The sequence below is a fragment of the Micromonospora sp. 15K316 genome, from assembly GCF_004348525.1.
GTDB lineage: Bacteria > Actinomycetota > Actinomycetes > Mycobacteriales > Micromonosporaceae > Micromonospora.
Genome location: NZ_SMKG01000003.1, coordinates 16,530 through 33,286, shown reverse-complemented (window position 1 = coordinate 33,286; position 16,757 = coordinate 16,530). Strand labels below are relative to the sequence as shown.

13 protein-coding genes and 1 pseudogene are annotated in these 16,757 nt (G+C 73.3%); 4 read left to right on the top strand and 10 right to left on the bottom strand.

Going from position 1 to position 16,757, the window contains the following annotated elements; translation table 11 throughout:
* Positions 1-220: 220 nt before the first annotated feature.
* Positions 221-688 carry a hypothetical protein gene (locus E1211_RS01615; protein ID WP_132344601.1) on the bottom strand — a complete coding sequence of 156 codons (468 nt, stop codon included), beginning with the start codon at positions 686-688 and terminating at the stop codon, positions 221-223.
* Between the two features lie 594 nt (positions 689-1,282).
* Entirely contained in the window at positions 1,283-3,700 is a 2,418-nt protein-coding gene (locus E1211_RS01610; RefSeq protein ID WP_132344599.1) for a Tex family protein, read from the bottom strand.
* 62 nt (positions 3,701-3,762) lie between these two features.
* Here E1211_RS01610 and E1211_RS01605 point away from each other — a divergent pair, with 62 nt between their 5' ends.
* The gene (locus E1211_RS01605; protein ID WP_132344597.1) at positions 3,763-5,274 is read left to right on the top strand and encodes a deoxyguanosinetriphosphate triphosphohydrolase family protein; all 1,512 of its coding nucleotides are present in this window, start codon (positions 3,763-3,765) and stop codon (positions 5,272-5,274) included.
* Here the strand turns inward: E1211_RS01605 and E1211_RS01600 are convergent.
* From E1211_RS01600 to E1211_RS01585, 4 genes are all read right to left on the bottom strand, one after another.
* Positions 5,271-6,419, bottom strand: a complete 1,149-nt coding sequence (locus tag E1211_RS01600) for an MBL fold metallo-hydrolase (protein ID WP_132344595.1) — start codon at positions 6,417-6,419, stop codon at positions 5,271-5,273. The genes E1211_RS01605 and E1211_RS01600 overlap by 4 nt on opposite strands.
* Positions 6,420-6,544: 125 nt before the next feature.
* A complete protein-coding gene (locus E1211_RS01595) occupies positions 6,545-7,573 on the bottom strand; it encodes a serine hydrolase (protein ID WP_243709286.1) in 1,029 nt (342 codons plus the stop codon).
* 86 nt (positions 7,574-7,659) lie between these two features.
* Positions 7,660-8,604, bottom strand: coding sequence for an SDR family NAD(P)-dependent oxidoreductase (locus E1211_RS01590; protein WP_132344593.1), 945 nt, complete (start codon positions 8,602-8,604; stop codon positions 7,660-7,662).
* The gene (locus E1211_RS01585; RefSeq protein WP_132344591.1) at positions 8,601-9,785 is read right to left on the bottom strand and encodes a zinc-dependent alcohol dehydrogenase; all 1,185 of its coding nucleotides are present in this window, start codon (positions 9,783-9,785) and stop codon (positions 8,601-8,603) included. Before E1211_RS01585 ends, E1211_RS01590 begins: the two co-directional genes overlap by 4 nt.
* 146 nt (positions 9,786-9,931) lie before the next feature.
* Between E1211_RS01585 and E1211_RS01580 the strand changes: the two genes are divergently transcribed.
* Together E1211_RS01580 and E1211_RS01575 are read left to right on the top strand one after the other, a co-directional pair.
* The gene (locus E1211_RS01580; RefSeq protein ID WP_132344589.1) at positions 9,932-10,501 is read left to right on the top strand and encodes an RNA polymerase sigma factor; all 570 of its coding nucleotides are present in this window, start codon (positions 9,932-9,934) and stop codon (positions 10,499-10,501) included.
* Between the two features lie 19 nt (positions 10,502-10,520).
* Positions 10,521-11,486 carry a CU044_5270 family protein gene (locus E1211_RS01575; RefSeq protein WP_132344587.1) on the top strand — a complete coding sequence of 322 codons (966 nt, stop codon included), beginning with the start codon at positions 10,521-10,523 and terminating at the stop codon, positions 11,484-11,486.
* 102 nt (positions 11,487-11,588) lie between these two features.
* Here E1211_RS01575 and E1211_RS01570 read toward each other — a convergent pair whose 3' ends face one another.
* From E1211_RS01570 to E1211_RS01560, 3 genes are read right to left on the bottom strand one after another with little or no spacing between them, the layout of a single operon-like run.
* A complete protein-coding gene (locus E1211_RS01570) occupies positions 11,589-12,350 on the bottom strand; it encodes a succinate dehydrogenase/fumarate reductase iron-sulfur subunit (RefSeq protein WP_132344585.1) in 762 nt (253 codons plus the stop codon).
* Positions 12,347-14,284: a fumarate reductase/succinate dehydrogenase flavoprotein subunit gene (locus E1211_RS01565; protein ID WP_132344583.1), complete on the bottom strand. Its 1,938-nt coding sequence runs from the start codon at positions 14,282-14,284 to the stop codon at positions 12,347-12,349. Before E1211_RS01565 ends, E1211_RS01570 begins: the two co-directional genes overlap by 4 nt.
* Position 14,285: 1 nt before the next feature.
* The gene (locus tag E1211_RS01560; protein WP_132344736.1) at positions 14,286-15,023 is read right to left on the bottom strand and encodes a succinate dehydrogenase cytochrome b subunit; all 738 of its coding nucleotides are present in this window, start codon (positions 15,021-15,023) and stop codon (positions 14,286-14,288) included.
* 29 nt (positions 15,024-15,052) lie between these two features.
* On the opposite strand from E1211_RS01560, the gene E1211_RS01555 reads away from it, so the two are divergent.
* Positions 15,053-15,988, top strand: coding sequence for a LysR family transcriptional regulator (locus tag E1211_RS01555; protein WP_132344581.1), 936 nt, complete (start codon positions 15,053-15,055; stop codon positions 15,986-15,988).
* Positions 15,989-16,062: 74 nt separating this feature from the next.
* On the opposite strand, the pseudogene E1211_RS33180 reads toward E1211_RS01555, so the two are convergent.
* Positions 16,063-16,704, bottom strand: a pseudogene (locus E1211_RS33180) (DUF998 domain-containing protein); the annotation flags it as partial.
* Between the last annotated feature and the right edge of the window lie 53 nt (positions 16,705-16,757).

The window sequence follows — 16,757 nt, the reverse complement described above, 5'->3', positions numbered from 1 at the left end:
GGGACAAACCGCCTAAGACGTTCTATCAGGCTTGGACCTCGCGGCGGTGGCGAATGCCGACAGTCCGGCTGCTACGCCCCATCAACCTCGAAACGCGCCTGATGGTCACGGCTGCGCCGCCCGCCGTCGCGGCTGCGCGCGATCGGGGGACGAGCGGCAGACACCGGACGGACGGACGGGCGGAGTGGGCTGCCCGGACGGGCGATGGAGCAGCGGCTGCTCACCCCTGCGGTGCGGCAGCTCCGGTGGGGGAATCCGATTCATCGTCCCCGGCGTCCAGTCGCCTGCTGAGCAGGGCCCGCAGCGGGACCGACTCCCCGTCACGCCCGCCCTCGCCGACGATCAGCGGCGGCGGGCTGGGTTCGGGCTCGGCGCCGAGCAGCCGGGCCCGCAGGCCACCCGGCACGGTCAGCAGGTGCCAGCGCCCGTCGACGTCGATTGCCCGGGTCCGCGCCCGGTCCACGTACCAGCCGGTGAGCCGCGTCCGGTACCTGCCCCGGCCGGCGCAGGAGCGGGCGGTCAGCGGGGTCGGCCGCAGGCCCCGCCGCTTCGCCTCGGCCACGAACCAGGCCACGATCTCGGCGGCCTCCGCGTGCTCCGCCGCCCGCCGCCGGGCGTCGGCCTCCGCGTGGACCCGAGCCGCCCGCCGCTGCCGCTGCGCCCAGTCCAGGCCGTCGTCGCCGCTCACGCCCCGACGGTACGCCCCGCCGCTCCGCCGCCCGTCGTCCGTCCGCCGGTCGTGCGGTGGGCCTGCGCGGCGCCGCGCGAGGGCGGGGTGCGGGACGGCCTCAGGCCGCCGGCTGTCGTGCCACTCTCACCTGGGTTGCTGTGGGGCTGAATCGGCTACGTCATCGCCTGATGCGGAAACGACATCAGCTCCAAAGGACGCCCGAAGTACAACCTCCAGCAGTGTCAGCACCAGCGTGGAGTTGTCGAAGATGCCGGCGCGGCGGTGCCTGCCTGTCGGGGACCGACGGACTCCGGTGCGGCGCTCGTCGGATCCGCTCGGTCGGCTTCTGGGGCCGGTGCCCCTCAGGGATCGGCCGATCCGCCATGCATCGTGCGCCGGGCCGGTCGGCTGTTCGCTGCGTGTCCGGTGGGTCGGCCGTGCGCTGCGTGTCGGGTCGGCCGTCGCGCGCCCGGCGCGACGCGGAAGCGCGCGGGCCTCGGCCGCCGAGCGGGGCGGGGTCGGGCAAGCCCCACTCGACGGCCGTTCATCTACCGGGCGGTCGTCGACGACGTCCCGGCCCGGCTGACGCTGACGCCCGCGCCGGGCGGTGGCTCAGGCGAGCCCGGCGCGGCGCAGCGCCTCCGCCATCTCGCTGTTGGCCGGCGCCGCGGCGCCGCGACCCTGCCGCGCGCCACCCCGGTCACCCTGGCCACCGCGCGCGCCACCCTGACCGGGCTGGCCACCGCGCGCGCCACCCTGACCGCCACCGCGAGGGGTGCCACCACCGCGCGCGCCGCCCTGGCCACCGCGACCGCCGCCGTCACCCCGGCCCGCGCCGGCGCCGGGCTCGTCGTCCAGCCGCAGGGTCAGCGAGATCCGCTTGCGCGGTACGTCGACGTCGAGCACCTTCACCTTGACCACGTCACCGGACTTGACCACCTCGCGCGGGTCCTTGACGAACGTGCGGGACATGGCCGACACGTGCACCAGGCCGTCCTGGTGCACGCCGACGTCGACGAAGGCCCCGAAGGCGGCCACGTTGGTGACGACGCCCTCGAGGATCATGCCGGGCCGCAGGTCGCCGATCTTCTCCACGCCCTCGGCGAAGGCGGCCGTGCGGAACTCGGGCCGCGGGTCCCGTCCCGGCTTCTCCAGCTCGGCGAGGATGTCGGTGACGGTCGGCAGACCGAACGTGTCGTCGACGAAGTCGGTCGCCCGCAGCCCACGCAGAATCGTCGACTTGCCGATCAGCGACCGCACGTCCTGTCCCGTGCTGGCCAGGATCCGGCGCACCACCGGGTACGCCTCCGGGTGCACGCTGGACGTGTCCAGCGGGTCGTCGCCGTCCGGGATCCGCAGGAAGCCCGCGCACTGCTCGAACGCCTTCGGGCCGAGCCGCGGCACCTTCTTCAGGTCGGCCCGGGTACGGAACGGTCCGTTGGCGTCCCGGTGCAGCACGATGTTCTCCGCCAACCCCGCGCCTATGCCCGACACGCGGGTCAGCAGGGGCGCCGACGCGGTGTTGACGTCCACCCCGACCCCGTTCACACAGTCCTCCACGACCGCGTCCAGCGACCGGGAGAGCTTCACCTCGGAGAGGTCGTGCTGGTACTGGCCGACCCCGATCGAGCGAGGGTCGATCTTCACCAGCTCGGCGAGCGGGTCCTGGAGACGCCGGGCGATCGAGACCGCGCCGCGCAGCGAGACGTCCAGTCCGGGCAGCTCCTGAGCCGCGTACGCGGACGCCGAGTAGACCGACGCACCGGCCTCGGAGACCATCACCTTGGTGAGCTTGAGCTGCGGGAACCGCTTGATCAGGTCACCGGCGAGCTTGTCGGTCTCCCGCGAGGCGGTGCCGTTGCCGATCGCCACCAGCTCCACCCCGTGCGCGCCGGCGAGCCGGGCGAGGGTCTCGATGGAGGCGTCCCACTGCCGGCGCGGCTCGTGCGGGTAGATCGTGTCGGTGGCGACCACCTTGCCGGTGGCGTCGACCACCGCGACCTTCACACCGGTACGCAGACCCGGGTCGAGACCCATCGTCGGGCGGGCGCCCGCGGGGGCGGCGAGCAGCAGGTCCCGCAGGTTGGTGGCGAAGACCCGGACGGCCTCCTCCTCGGCGGCCTGCCACAGCCGCATCCGCAGGTCGGCCCCGAGGTGGATGAGGATGCGGGTACGCCAGGCCCAGCGGACCGTGTCGGTCAGCCACTTGTCGGCCGGCCGACCCTGGTCGCTCACGCCGAACCGGCCCGCGATCGCCGCCTCGTACCGGCTGGGGCCGGTCGGCACGGCGTCGGCCTCGCCGGCCTCCTCCGGCTCCATGGTGAGGTCGAGCACGCCCTCCTTCTCGCCCCGGAACATCGCGAGGATCCGGTGCGACGGGAGCGTCGGATACCCCTCGGCGAAGTCGAAGTAGTCGGCGAACTTCGCCCCGGCCGACTCCTGCCCGTCGCGTACCCGGGACACGAGCCGGCCCCGCGACCACATCTGCTCGCGCAGCGTGCCGATCAGGTCGGCGTCCTCGCCGAACCGCTCGATCAGGATGGCCCGCGCGCCGTCCAGCGCGGCGGCGGCGTCGGCGACGCCCTTCTCCGCGTCGACGTAGCCGGCCGCCGCGGCCGTGGGTTCCTGCGTCGGGTCGGTCAGCAGCGCCTCGGCGAGCGGCTCCAGGCCGGCCTCGCGGGCGATCTGCGCCCGGGTGCGCCGCTTCGGCTTGTACGGCAGGTAGATGTCCTCCAGGCGGGACTTCGAGTCGGCCGCCATGATCTGCGCTTCCAGAGCCTCGTCGAGCTTGCCCTGGCCGCGGATCGACTCCAGCACCGCCGCCCGGCGCTCGTCCAGCTCGCGCAGGTACCGCAGCCGCTCCTCGAGCGTGCGCAGCTGGGTGTCGTCGAGCAGGCCGGTGGCCTCCTTCCGGTAGCGGGCGATGAACGGCACGGTGGCGCCGCCGTCGAGCAGCTCCACGGCCGCCCGTACCTGCCGCTCGGCCACGCCGAGCTCCTCGGCGATCCGCTGATGAACAGAGAGGGTCACGATCTCGATCCGCCTTCGCGTGTGGTTTCCGCCCAGCATTCTGCCGCGCTAGCGTGGCGATCATGGAACCACCTGTGGAGCCCCGGGCGCGGCGGCTCTTCGGGGGCAGCGCCCGCGCCCTCGGTGACCTCGCGGCCAGCCCGTTCCGGGCCGACCGTGACCGGATCGTGGCCTCGCCGTTCTTCGCCCGCCTCGGCGGGGTCACCCAGGTGATCAGCCCGGTCGGCTCCGGTTTGCTGGTGCACAACCGGCTCACCCACAGCCTGAAGGTCGCCCAGGTGGCGCGGGCGATCGCCGAACGGCTCACCGCCGAGAAGTGCCAGCGTGAACTGTGCGACCGGCTGGGCGGCTGCGACCCGGACGTGGTGGAGGCGGCGGCGCTCGCCCACGACCTGGGCCACCCGCCCTTCGGGCACCTCGGGGAGCGGGTCCTGGACCGGCTGGCCCGGGAACGGCTCGGGCTCGCCGACGGCTTCGAGGGCAACGCGCAGTCGTACCGGATCGTGACCAGCACCGAGATCCGCGGCGCGGCCACCACCGGGCTCGACCTCACCGCGGCCGTGCGCGCCGCCCTGCTGAAGTACCCGTGGACCCGGCTCGACCATCCGGACCCGCACCCGCGGCTGATGGACCCGCCACCGCGCGGGGCGACCCCGCCGCCGCACGACCCGGAGAGCGGGTCGGCGAAGTTCGGCGCGTACCGGACCGAGATCGACGATCTCCGGCAGGCCCGGGAGCCGTTCGCGGGCCTGATTCCGGACTGGCAGCAGACCGTCGAGGCGTCGGTGATGGACACCGCCGACGACATCGCGTACGCCATCCACGACGTCGAGGACTTCTACCGGGTCGGCGTGCTCCAGCAGGGCGCCGTCTCCGCCGAGCTGATGGCCTGGCAGCGGGAGGCCGGGCACTTCCGGGCGATCACCGACGCGGCGCTGGCCACGGCGGCGCGGCGGCCCGGCGCGGCGATCGAGCGACTCCGCCGGCAGCTGCACCGCAAAGACGCCTGGGTGGCCGACGACGACGCCTTCGCCGCGGCGGTCGAGCACGTCCGGGAGGAGCTGGTGGACGGGCTGCTCGCGCTGCCCTTCGACGGCTCGATCGAGGCCGAGCAGTACGTGGCGCGCTTCTCCGCCCGCTGGTCCACCCGGTTCGTCGAGGCGGTCACCGTGACCGGGCGCCCGGCGGTGCGCTCCGGGCACGTGCTGCTCGCCCCGGCCCAGTGGCACGAGGTGCAGGTGCTCAAGTTCGTGCACCACCGGTTCGTGCTGGCCCGCCCCGACCTGGCGCTGCACCAGCGCGGGCAGGCCCGGCTGCTGGGCACCCTGGTGGAGGCGCTCTGGGAGTGGCTGCTCGACCCGGAGGAGGAGTCCCGCCTGCCGCGGCGCCTGCACGATCTCGTGGAGCTGGCCGAGGCGGAGCTGCATCCGCGGACGCCGGATCGCATCGGACGCGCCCGGGGCCGGGCGATCATCGACTTCGTCGCCCAACTGACCGACGGCCAGGCGGTGGCGATGCTGGACGCGCTCTCCGGCCGCTCCGGGGCGCTCTGGACCGACGCCTTCGTGCTCTAGGCCACCGCCTGCCACCAGCCGTCGACAGGTGGTGGGTCGTCCACCGGCACCCGTTCGCCCGGGCGGGGCACCGCCAGCCGGACGTCCCGGGCCTTCGCCTCCGCCCAGAGCCGGTCCACCGGCTCGGCCCAGTCGTGCAGGGCGAGGTTGAAGGTCGCCCAGTGCACCGGGATGAAGAGGCCGCCCCGCAGGTCGAGGTGGGCGTCGACCGCCTCCTCCGGGTACATGTGGATGCTCGGCCAGGCCCGGTCGTACGCGCCGATCTGCATCAGCGTCGCGTCGAAGGGGCCGTGTTCGGCGCCGATGGCGGCGTAACCGGCGAAGTAGCCGGAGTCGCCGGTGTAGAAGACCCGGCGCTGCTCCCCGGCGATCACCCACGAGCTCCAGAGCGTGCCGTCGCGGCGCAGCCCCCGGCCGGAGAAGTGCTGGGCGGCGGTGGCCGTGAGCGTCAGATTGCCCACCCGGTGACTCTCCGACCAGTCCAACTCGATGATCCGCTCCGCCGGCACCCCCCAGCGGTCGAGGTGCGCCCCGACTCCGAGCGGCACCACGAACGGCGCGTCCTGGCCGGCCAGCAGCCCGCGCACGGTGGGCAGGTCGAGATGGTCGTAGTGGTCGTGGGAGATGAGGATCGCGTCCAGCGCGGGAAGCTCGTCGAGCCGGACGGGGGGCTCGTGCAGCCTTCGGGGGCCGACCAGCGCCGACGGCGAGCAGCGTTCGCTCCAGACCGGGTCGAGCAGCACCCGCCGGCCCTCGATCTCGATCAGCGCCGAGGCGTGGCCGTACCAGATCACGTTGAGTTCCCGCCCGGACCCGGCGCCCTCGGGCGCGGCGGGCGGACGCAGCAGCGGAACGGGTGCGCTCGGGCGGCGCTTCTGCTTGCCGAAGAAGAGCTCCCAGAGCAGGTTGCGCCCCGGCTCGGCCGTCGCCGAGCGGGCATCCGGCGGGTTGCGGAAGGTGCCGTCGCGGAACTGCGGTGACCGGGCCGCCCGTTCGGCCCGGGCCCCGGTCAGCCGGCCGCCCAGTGCCAGCGGCACGTCCCGGGCGGCCCAGGCGAGCCCGGTCAGCGCCGCCAGCGCCGCCGCCCCGCCCAGCCGCCGCCCGGGGGAGCGTTCGAGTTCCCGTCGTCCCGCCGCGTCGCGCATGCTCGTCCCCTCCGGCTCTCCCGCATTACACGGTAACCACCCGCCCCGGCGCCGCTCACCGGAAACAGCCACCGAGCGCCACCGCGCTCCCGATCGCGGAGCGCGGTGGCGTGCGTCGGCGACGCTCAGCCGCCGTTGCTCGGCAGCCGGGGGCTGGGCTGGTGGCGTCGGCCGCTGCCGGCCAGCCGCGCGGTGGCGTCCATCATGATCCTGCCGAGCCGGGCGCGGGCCTGCACGGCGGGGTGGGTGGCGCCGAAGTCGTCGGCGCCGGCCTGACCGTCGGCGAAGAGCGCGTACGTCAGGACCGCCGTGCCGGCCGAGTCGAAGATGACGCCCGCCTCGTGCCGCGCCGTGCCGAACCAGCCCGCCTTGGTGGCGACGCGCGCCCGCTCCTGCGACGACATGGTGCGCCGGACGCCGTCGGTGAAGGCGATGGGGGAGCGGAGCAGGTCGAGCAGGAACGCGGTGGAGGACGGGGAGAGCAGGGTGCCGGCCACGTGGGCCCGCAGCAGCTCGTGGGTCTCCCGCGGGGTGCTGGTGCCGAGGAAGAAGCGGTTCGGGTTGGCCACCGGCTCGACCTGGGTGTTCGGGAAGCCCTTCGCGACCAGGATGGCGTTGAGTTCGGCGGCGGGGCAGACCAGACCGCAGAGCCGGACGGCGGTGTCGTCGGAGACGGTGAGCAGGGCCGCGAGGGCGTGCCCGAGGGTGACCGAGCTGGGGTAGGCGTTGTCGAGGCTGAAGATGCCGTCGCCGCCCGGCACCACGATCCCGGCGGTCACCTCCAGCCGCTGGTCGAGGCTGAGCAGCCCGCGATCCACCTTGTCGAGCACCGCCGTGGCCACCGCGATCTTGTTGACGCTGTACGCCTCGAGCCGCTGGTCGGGCTCGTCCGCCACGGCCACCACGGGAGTCCCGCCGGAGCCGGCGACGCTGATCTGGGCCTGCCAGTTCCCGCCGGCCCGCGTCGTCTCCCGCCGGTAGGCCTGCGCCACCCGGGCGGCGACCCGCTCCGGCGTGGCGGCGACCCCGTCGTCGAGGTCCGGCTCGGTCCCGCTGCTCGTGGCGGAGGCCGGCGCGGCCGTGCCGAGCACGGTGCCGGCGGTCGCCATCGTGCCGAGCCCGAGCGCTGTCCTGCGGTCAACCCTGATAGTCAATCGTCTCTCCCGTCGTGGCGCACCCGGATGATCCCCGGCCTGCCAGACTAGGCGAATCGATCGACGAGCGTGATCCCGTCGGCTCTTCACCGCGCCCGTCTCAGGAGGCGCGCGCCGACCGCGACGGGCAGCGCGGTGGCGGTGCGCATGAGGTGACCGAGGTCGGGCAGCCAGTCGCCGCGCACCGTCTCGCTGCCCGGATCCGGCTCGAACACCACCCCGTCGTGTGCGGCCACCGGCTCGTCGGCCAGCCCGAGCCGCCGCATCAGCGGCCCGACCAGTACGTCGTACAGGCCGGGCAGGCAGGTGAAGCCGACCCGCATCAACGGGTTGAGCCGGCCGATCGACACCTCCCGGCGCGGCCGTTCGGCACACGCCACGACCGCCCGGGCGACGCGCTCCGGCGTGGCGATCGGCGGGGGTGGCCGACCGGCGAGGCCGAGGTGGTTCGCCGCCCGCTGGTAGATGCGGGTGTCCACACTGCCGGGGCTGACCAGGCACACGTGGATCTCCGGCGCGTCGCGCAGCTCCTGCTGGAGCGTGCGGACCAGGCCGGTCAGCCCCCACTTCGCGGCGACGTATCCGCTCATGTACGGCGCCGTGATGTGCCCGAGCACCGATCCGGTGAGCACGAGGGTGCCCGAGCCGGTGGACCGGAAGTGGCGCAGCGCCACCCGGGCCGCCTCCGCGGCGGCCAGCAGGTCGGTCCGGACCACCTGGTCGAAGATCCGCCCGGGCAGCCGGTCGAAGCGCCCGTACGCGGTGACCGCCGCGGTGTGCGCCCAGACGTCGATGCGGCCGAACCGCTCGACCGCGGCGGCGGCGAGCGCCTCCAGGGCCCCGGGCTCGGTGATGTCCGTCGGCACGACGAGCACCTCGGCGCCCTGCGCCGCGCACTCCGCGCGTACCTCGTCGAGGGCCTGCGGGGCGCGGGCGGCGAGCACCAGACGGTCGCCGCGGCGGGCGAACTCCCGGGCCACCACCCGACCGATCCCGCTGCTGGCGCCGACGGCCACCACCACCCGGCTCACGGCTCGAGTACCACCTTCACGCAGCCGTCCCGCTTGGCCTGGAACATCTCGTACGCCTCCGGCGCCCGCTGCAGCGGCATCCGGTGGCTGCACAGGTCCGCCACGCCGAGCGGGTCGTCGTCCCGGTCGAGCAGCGGCAGGATCTCGTCGACCCAGCGGCGTACGTGGCACTGGCCCATCCGCAGCTGCACGCCCCGGTCGAACATCTCCATCAGGGGCAGCGGGTCCAGCTCGCCGCCGTAGACGCCGGAGAGGGAGACGGTGCCGCCGCGGCGGACTGATTTGAGCGCGGCGTGCAGCACGGCGAGCCGGTCCACACCCACCCGGTCGGTCATCGCCTGGGCGAGCCGGTCGGGGAGCAGGCCGACGGCGGCCTGGGCGAGCTTGCCGGCGGGGGAGCCGTGCGCCTCCATGCCGACGGCGTCGATCACCGCGTCCGGGCCGCGCCCGTCCACCAGGTCGATCAGCGTGCCCGGCACGTCGTCGACGTCCCGCACGTCGAGCACCTCCACGCCGTACCGGCGGGCCATCTCCAGCCGTTCCGGCACCAGGTCGAGGCCGATCACCCGGCCGACGCCGAGGTGCTGGGCGGCCCGGGCGCAGAACTGCCCGACGGGGCCGAGTCCGAAGACGGCGAGCGTGCCGCCGGGCGGGGTGTCGGCGTACTTCACCGCCTGCCAGGCGGTGGGCAGGATGTCGGAGAGGTAGAGCCAGCGCTCGTCGGGGCCGGTCTCCGGGACGGTGATCGGGCCGAACTCGGCGTGCGGCACCCGCAGGTACTCGGCCTGGCCGCCGGGCACCGAGCCGTAGAGGCGGGTGTACCCGAACAGCGCGGCCCCCTTGCCCTCGGCGCGGACCTGGGTGGTCTCGCACTGGGCGTACAGCTGGCGCCGGCACATCCAGCAGGTGCCGCAGGCGATGTTGAAGGGCACCACCACCCGGTCGCCCGGCTTGAGTCGGGTCACCCCGGCACCGACCTCCTCGACGACGCCCATGGCCTCGTGGCCGAGGATGTCGCCCGGCTCCAGGTACGGTCCGAGAACCTCGTAGAGGTGCAGGTCGGAACCGCAGATCGCGGTCGAGGTGATGCGCACGACGGCGTCGGTCGGCTCCTCGATCCGCGGGTCGGGCACCTCCGCGACCCGTACGTCCCGTTTGCCCTGCCAGGTCAGTGCCTTCATGTCCGCTTCCCTCCGGGTGGCCTCCCCGAACTGCTACCCGGGCGGGCGGAGTTGAACCGGCGGGATCCGAGCCGGGGCCGGATCCGGTAACGGTCGTGCCCCGCCGTACGAAGAAGAGGTGTAACGGCTACCAGAGAGGACGGCCTGTGCATGACCCTGACCCAGCGGAGGGCGACATCTCCCGCATCGGAGTCGACCCCGTGGCCTTCGAGGCCTTCTACCGGCGGCACGTGGCGGCGGTGGGCCGGTTCGTGGCGCGGCGGGTCGACGACCCGCACCTCGCCGCCGACCTGACCGCCGACGTGTTCCTGGCGGTGATCGAATCGGCGGCCGGTTACCGACCGGACCGGGGTGGCCAGCTCGGCTGGCTGTTCGGGGTGGCCCGCAACGTGGTCGCCGACGAGCGGCGTCGGGCGGCCCGACGGCTGCGGGTGACCGGCCGGATCGCCGGGCGGCGGGACCTGGACGCCGACGACATCGCCCGCATCGAGGAGCGGATCGACGCCGAGTCGGCGGCCCGCCGCACCCATGGGGCGTTGAGCGAGCTGCCCGAGCGGACCCGGGCGCTCATCGAATTCGTCGCGGTGGACGGCCTCACCGTCGCGGAGGCGGCCGCGGTGCTCGGGCTCTCCCCGGTGGCCGCCCGGGTCCGCCTGCATCGCGCCCGTCGCGTCGTCCGGGCCGTGCTGGCCCGCCCGGCCGCCACCCTCGCCTGATGAGAACGGAGATGACGCCATGACCAGGAGAGAAGAGCCGCCGCTCGGCTTCGAGGAGCAGCTCCTCACGGATCTGAGGGCGCACGTCGTCCGGCGGGCCGAGACGGTTCCGGCGGCCCGCCCGATCGGACACCGCACCCGGTTCCCGCGCGGTCGGCGTCTCGCCGGCGCGTTCGGGCTGGTGGTCGTACTGACCGTCGGGGCGCTGGCGGTCCAGACGGTGGGGGTGGGCGACCGCCCACCGCCGACGGCCAGCGCGGCGGAGATCTTCCGGCTGGCGGCCGACGCCGCCCGGGAGCAGCCCGAGCTCACCGCCCGACCCGACCAGTACGTCTTCACCGAGGAACTGGCGACGACACGGGAGTTGCCGGACAGCGGCCCGTACCTCACCCATCGGGTGCAGAGATGGGAGTCGGCCGGGGGGCTCGCGCACGTGCAGGCGCGGTACCGGCCGGAGAACGAGCCGAACGGGTGGGGTGAGCTGAAGGTGCTGCGTCCGGGCGATCCGGCGGACCCCACCAAGGAGCTCGACGAGCTTCCGTCGCCCGCCTACCACGGCGATCTGCCCACAAACCCGGACGAACTGCTGCGCTACCTGCGGGAACACCCGGTCGACCTGCACCTGCCGGAGGGCGCCGACGAGGAGGCCGTGTACGGCAGCGAGAGCATGGCGTACACGACGGCGCGGTCGATGCTCGACGGCTACGTGCCGCCCCGTGCGTTGGCGGCGCTCTACGAACTGCTGGCGCGGGAGCCCGGAGCGGTGGTCATCTCGGGTGACGTGGTGGACGCCGCAGGCCGCCACGGGGTGGCGATCCGGATGCCCGGCGTGATCGGCGGTAACCACGATCTCATCTTCGACCGGGACACCCACGTCTACCTGGGCTACCGGGGGTCCGTGATACGCGGCGGCAAGGAGTCGCTGCACGCTGCGGCCGCACGGCTCCGGGTCGCGATCGTCGACCGGCCGGGCCAACTGCCCTGACCGGTGGTGACCGCCCCGGCGGTGGGCTCCGACGGGGGCCGGGGAAACGATTGGGCCGCCGCACCCGGCAGGGTGCGGCGGCCCGTCGTACGGACTGACCGGTCAGGAGCCGGGCTTGCCGGCCGCCTTCTTGGTGGCGGTGAGGAAGTCCCGGTTGAGCCGGCCGATGGTGTTCAGCGGGATGCCCTTCGGGCAGGCCACGGTGCACTCGCCGGCGTTGGTGCAGCCGCCGAAGCCCGCCTCGTCGTGCGCGTCCAGCATGCCGATCACCCGGGTGTAGCGCTCCGGCTGGCCCTGCGGCATCAGCGAGAGCTGGGTGACCTTGGCGGCGGTGAAGAGCATGCCGGAGCCGTTCGGGCAGGCCGCCACGCAGGCGCCGCAGCCGATGCAGGCCGCCGCCTCGAAGGCCGCGTCCGCGTCGGCCTTGGCGACCGGCGTCGCGTGCGCCTCGGGGGCGCTGCCGGTGGGCGCGGTGATGTACCCGCCGGCCGCGATGATCTTGTCGAAGGCGCCGCGGTTGACGACCAGATCCTTGATCACCGGGAAGGCCTGGGCCCGCCACGGCTCGATGTCGATCGTGTCGCCGTCGGAGAACTGCCGCATGTGCAGCTGGCAGGCGGTGGTGCCGCGCTGCGGCCCGTGCGCCATACCGTTGATCATCATGCCGCACATGCCGCAGATGCCCTCGCGGCAGTCGTGGTCGAAGGCCACCGGGTCCTCGCCGGCGAGGATCAGGCGTTCGTTGAGCACGTCGAGCATCTCCAGGAACGACATGTCCGGGGAGACGTCGTCGACCTGGTACGTCACCATCCGACCCTTGTCCTCGGGGCCGGTCTGGCGCCAGATGCGCAGGGTCAGGTTCACTTGTAGCTCCGCTGCGTGGGGTGGACGTATTCGAACTGCAGGTCTTCCTTGTGCAGCACCGACGGCTGGTCGGTGGCGGTGAACTCCCAGGCCGCCACGTACGAGAAGCGCTCGTCGTCGCGCTGGGCCTCGCCGTCGGAGGTCTGGTGCTCGGCCCGGAAGTGGCCGCCGCAGGACTCCTCGCGGTGCAGGGCGTCGATGCACATGAGCTCGGCCAGCTCGAAGAAGTCGGCCACCCGGCCGGCCTTCTCCAGCGACTGGTTGAGCCCCTCGCCGTCGCCGAGTACCCGGACGCGCTGCCAGAACTGCTCGCGCAGGGCGCGGATCTCGTCGATCGCCTTGCGCAGGCCGGCCTCGGTGCGCTCCATGCCGCAGTGGTCCCACATGATCTGGCCCAGCTCGCGGTGGAACGAGTCGACGGTCCGGTCGCCGTTGATCGACAGCAGTCGCTGGAGACGATCCTCCACGTCCTGCCGGGCCTCGACCGCCGCCGGGTGGCTCCCGTCGACCTTCTCGAACGGGCCGGCGGCCAGGTAGTTGGCGATCGTGTTCGGCAGCACGAAGTAGCCGTCGGCGAGGCCCTGCATCAGCGCGGACGCGCCGAGCCGGTTGGCGCCGTGGTCGGAGAAGTTCGCCTCACCGATCACGAAGAGGCCGGGGATGGTCGACTGGAGGTCGTAGTCGACCCAGAGCCCGCCCATCGTGTAGTGCACCGCGGGGTAGATCCGCATCGGCACCTCGTACGGGTCCTCACCGGTGATGCGCTCGTACATCTCGAAGAGGTTGCCGTACTTGGCCTCGACGGCCTTGCGGCCGAGGCGGCCGATCGCGTCGGCGAAGTCGAGGTAGACGCCGAGCCCGCCGGGGCCGACACCGCGACCCTGGTCGCAGACCGCCTTCGCGGCCCGGGAGGCGATGTCCCGGGGCACCAGGTTGCCGAAGGAGGGGTAGATCCGCTCCAGGTAGTAGTCCCGCTCGTCCTCGGGGATGTCCTTCGGGTTGCGGTCGTCGCCCTTGGCCTTGGGCACCCAGACCCGGCCGTCGTTGCGCAGCGACTCGCTCATCAGGGTCAGCTTCGACTGGTGGTCGCCGGAGACCGGGATGCAGGTCGGGTGGATCTGCGTGTAGCAGGGGTTGGCGAAGTACGCGCCCTTGCGGTGGGCCCGCCAGGTGGCGGTGACGTTGCAGCCCTTGGCGTTGGTGGAGAGGTAGAAGACGTTGCCGTAGCCGCCGGAGGCGAGCACCACGGCGTCCGCGAACTCGGTGGTGATCTCGCCGGTGACCATGTCCCGGACCACGATGCCCCGGGCCCGGCCGTCCACGACGATCAGCTCCAGCATCTCGTGCCGGGCGTTCATCTCCACGTTGCCGAGGCCGATCTGCCGCTCGAGGGCCTGGTACGCGCCGAGCAGCAGCTGCTGACCCGTTTGGCCCCGGGCGTAGAAGGTGCGCTGCACCTGGGCGCCGCCGAAGGAGCGGGTGTCGAGCAGGCCGCCGTACTCGCGGGCGAAGGGTACGCCCTGGGCGACGCACTGGTCGATGATGTTGACCGAGACCTCGGCCAGCCGGTGCACGTTCGACTCGCGGGAGCGGAAGTCACCGCCCTTGACCGTGTCGTAGAAGAGCCGGTGCACCGAGTCGCCGTCGTTGCGGTAGTTCTTGGCGGCGTTGATGCCGCCCTGCGCGGCGATGGAGTGGGCCCGGCGCGGGCTGTCCTGGTAGCAGTAGGACTTGACCTGGTAGCCCTGCTCGGCCAGCGTGGCGGCGGCCGAGCCGCCGGCCAGGCCGGTGCCCACCACGATCACGCTCATCTTCCGGCGGTTGGCCGGGTTGACGAGCTTGGACTCGAAGCGGTGGCGTTCCCAGCGGGTCTCGATCGGGCCGTCGGGAGCCTTGGTGTCGGCGATCGGGTCGCCCTCGGTGAAAAGTTCCATGTCAGGACACCAATCCGGTGAGTACGGCGAACGGGATCACCAGGAAGCCGCCGCTGATCAGGATGGCGACGGCCAGCGCGGAGGCGCGCGCCCAGCGCTCGCCCTTCGGCGTCTGCTGCCCCAGGCTGCGCAGCGCGCTGAACACTCCGTGCCGGAGGTGGAAGCCCAGCGTGACGATCGCCAGGGTGTAGAAGAGGGTGACGTACCAGCGCTCCGGTGCGAAGTCGGCCACCACGTTGCTGTAGGGCTTGCTGCCGTCGCCGACCGGGTTCAACGTGCCCACGCTCAGGTCCAGCAGGTGGTAGATCACGAAGAGCAGGATGATCACCCCACCCCAGCGCATCGTGCGGGCCGCGTAGCTGCCCTGGATCTTCGGGCGGTGGGCGTACCGCACCGGGCGGGCGGCGCGCGCCCGCAGCGCCAGCACGGTCGCGGACCAGATGTGCGCGACGACGGAGACCGTGAGCGCGAAGCGCAGGATCCAGAGGAACCAGACGCCGGGCAGCAGCGGCTTGCCGATGTCGCGCAGCCAGTGCGCGTAGTGGTCGAACGCCGTCTCGCCCGCGAAGGCCTTCAGGTTTCCGACCATGTGCGCGATCAGGTACAGCACAAAGAAAATGCCCGACACCGCCATGACGGCCTTGAGGCCGACGTTGGAGCGGATCGGCGACCGGGTTCTCGTCGTCGTGACTACCACAGCGCCGACGCTAGGAGCAGTTAGATCAGTCGTCCAATGCATCGACAGCGCAGTCTTGATAGCCATAGGCTATGAGCATGCAGCTGCATCAGCTCAGGTACTTCGTGGCGGTGGCCGAAGTACGACATTTCACCCAAGCCGCCGACATCGTCGGCATAACCCAGCCGTCGCTGAGTAAGCAAATTCACGCCCTGGAGGGCGACCTGGGGGCGCCGCTCTTCGAACGAGTAAGAGGCAACATCGCGCTCACCGCGGCGGGAGAGGTGCTCCTGCCGTTGGCCAGACGGATCCTCGCCGACGTCGACACCGCCACCCGCGAGGTGCAGGAGCTGGTCGGGCTGCGGCGCGGGCGGGTCCGGCTCGGCGCCACCCCGAGCCTGGCCACCTCGCTCGCCCCGCCGGTGCTGCGCCGGTTCCGTGACGCGCACCCGGCGGTGGACCTGCGGGTGGAGGAGGGCGGCTCGCAGGACCTGGTCCGCGACCTGCTCCGCGGCGACCTGGACCTCGCGTTGATCATCATGCCGGGCCAGGGCGCGGACCCCGGGCTGCGCGTCGACCCGATCCTGCGGGAGAGCCTCGTGGTCGCCTCCGTGGCGGACCCGGCGGCCGGCCCGGCCGACGGCGAGCTGCGCATCACCGACCTGCGCGACCGGCCGATGGTGATGTTCCGGGAGGGCTACGACCTGCGCGACGCCACCATTCAGGCGTGCCGCGCCGCCGGCTTCGAGCCGACCTTCGCCGTCGACGGCGGCGAGATGGACGCGGTGCTGAGCTTCGTCGAGGCCGGGCTCGGCATCGCGCTGGTGCCGGGCATCGTGGTCGCCCGCCGCCCCGGCGTACGCATCACCCGGCTCGCCCCGCCCGGCGTGACCCGGACCATCGCGGTGGCCCGGCGCCGGGACGTGGTGCCCACCAACGCGGGCCGGGAGCTACGCCGCATCCTGCTGGAGTACGTCCGCGACGCGACCGCCGACGGTGAGCTCCCGCCGGGTGTGGAACCGCTGTAGGCGGGCGTGACCCGGCCGCGAGCGCGGTAGGCCGGCGTGACCCGGTGACGGTCGCCCAGGTGGGCGACGAGCAGCAGCAGGCCGACCTCGGCGAGGCAGACGAGGCGTTCGAGCAGGCCGACGAACGGGCGCAGCGGCGAACCCACCAGGTAGGCGGCCACGAAGGGGACCAGCGCGACAACGCACCCGACCGCGCCCGCCACCACCGCGCGGGCGAGCCGCCCCGGATGCCGTACGGCGACGAGCAGCGCCCCCACGGGCAGGCCGGAGAGCGCGGCCACCGCCGCCCAGCGGTGGATCTCCCCGGTGATCGTCACCGGTACCCCCGGCGCGTCGCGGGGGCAGACGACCAGGACCACCAGCCCGAGGCACCAGGCGGCCAGTCCGGCCGGCCCCACCGCCGCCGGCAGCCGCCCCCGCCGGAAGGTCGGCGGCCCCGACCGGCGCAGCGCCGGGGCCAGCAGCAGGACCGATCCCGCGGCCAGCGTCAGGACGGCCAGGTCGAAGAGCCAGCCGTGCCGCGACAGCGCGTAGTCGCTGACCGTGTCGCGCACCGGGTGCACCGGCTGCCCGGGCAGGTGCAGGACGCCGAAGAGGAGCATCGCCGCCGCCGCGCAGACCAGCCCGCCGAGGCGGACGAGGCCGGCGGCGCGGGCCGGCCGGGCACCGGTCGCGGTGGTGGGAGTCGATCCGGGCGGCGCGGAGGCGGTGGGCACGAGCTCTTCTCCTCAGCCGTCGGCGCGCCCGGACGGCACGCGGGGCGAGCGTC

Coding starts and splice junctions, on each gene's coding strand:
- E1211_RS01600 (WP_132344595.1), bottom strand. CDS start 6,419: ATGCGCGACGCGGCGGGACGACGGGAACTCGAACGCTCCCCCGGGCGG.
- E1211_RS01555 (WP_132344581.1), top strand. CDS start 15,053: ATGAGCATGCAGCTGCATCAGCTCAGGTACTTCGTGGCGGTGGCCGAA.
- E1211_RS01565 (WP_132344583.1), bottom strand. CDS start 14,284: ATGGAACTTTTCACCGAGGGCGACCCGATCGCCGACACCAAGGCTCCC.
- E1211_RS01560 (WP_132344736.1), bottom strand. CDS start 15,023: ATGCATTGGACGACTGATCTAACTGCTCCTAGCGTCGGCGCTGTGGTA.
- E1211_RS01585 (WP_132344591.1), bottom strand. CDS start 9,785: ATGAAGGCACTGACCTGGCAGGGCAAACGGGACGTACGGGTCGCGGAG.
- E1211_RS01575 (WP_132344587.1), top strand. CDS start 10,521: ATGACCAGGAGAGAAGAGCCGCCGCTCGGCTTCGAGGAGCAGCTCCTC.
- E1211_RS01605 (WP_132344597.1), top strand. CDS start 3,763: ATGGAACCACCTGTGGAGCCCCGGGCGCGGCGGCTCTTCGGGGGCAGC.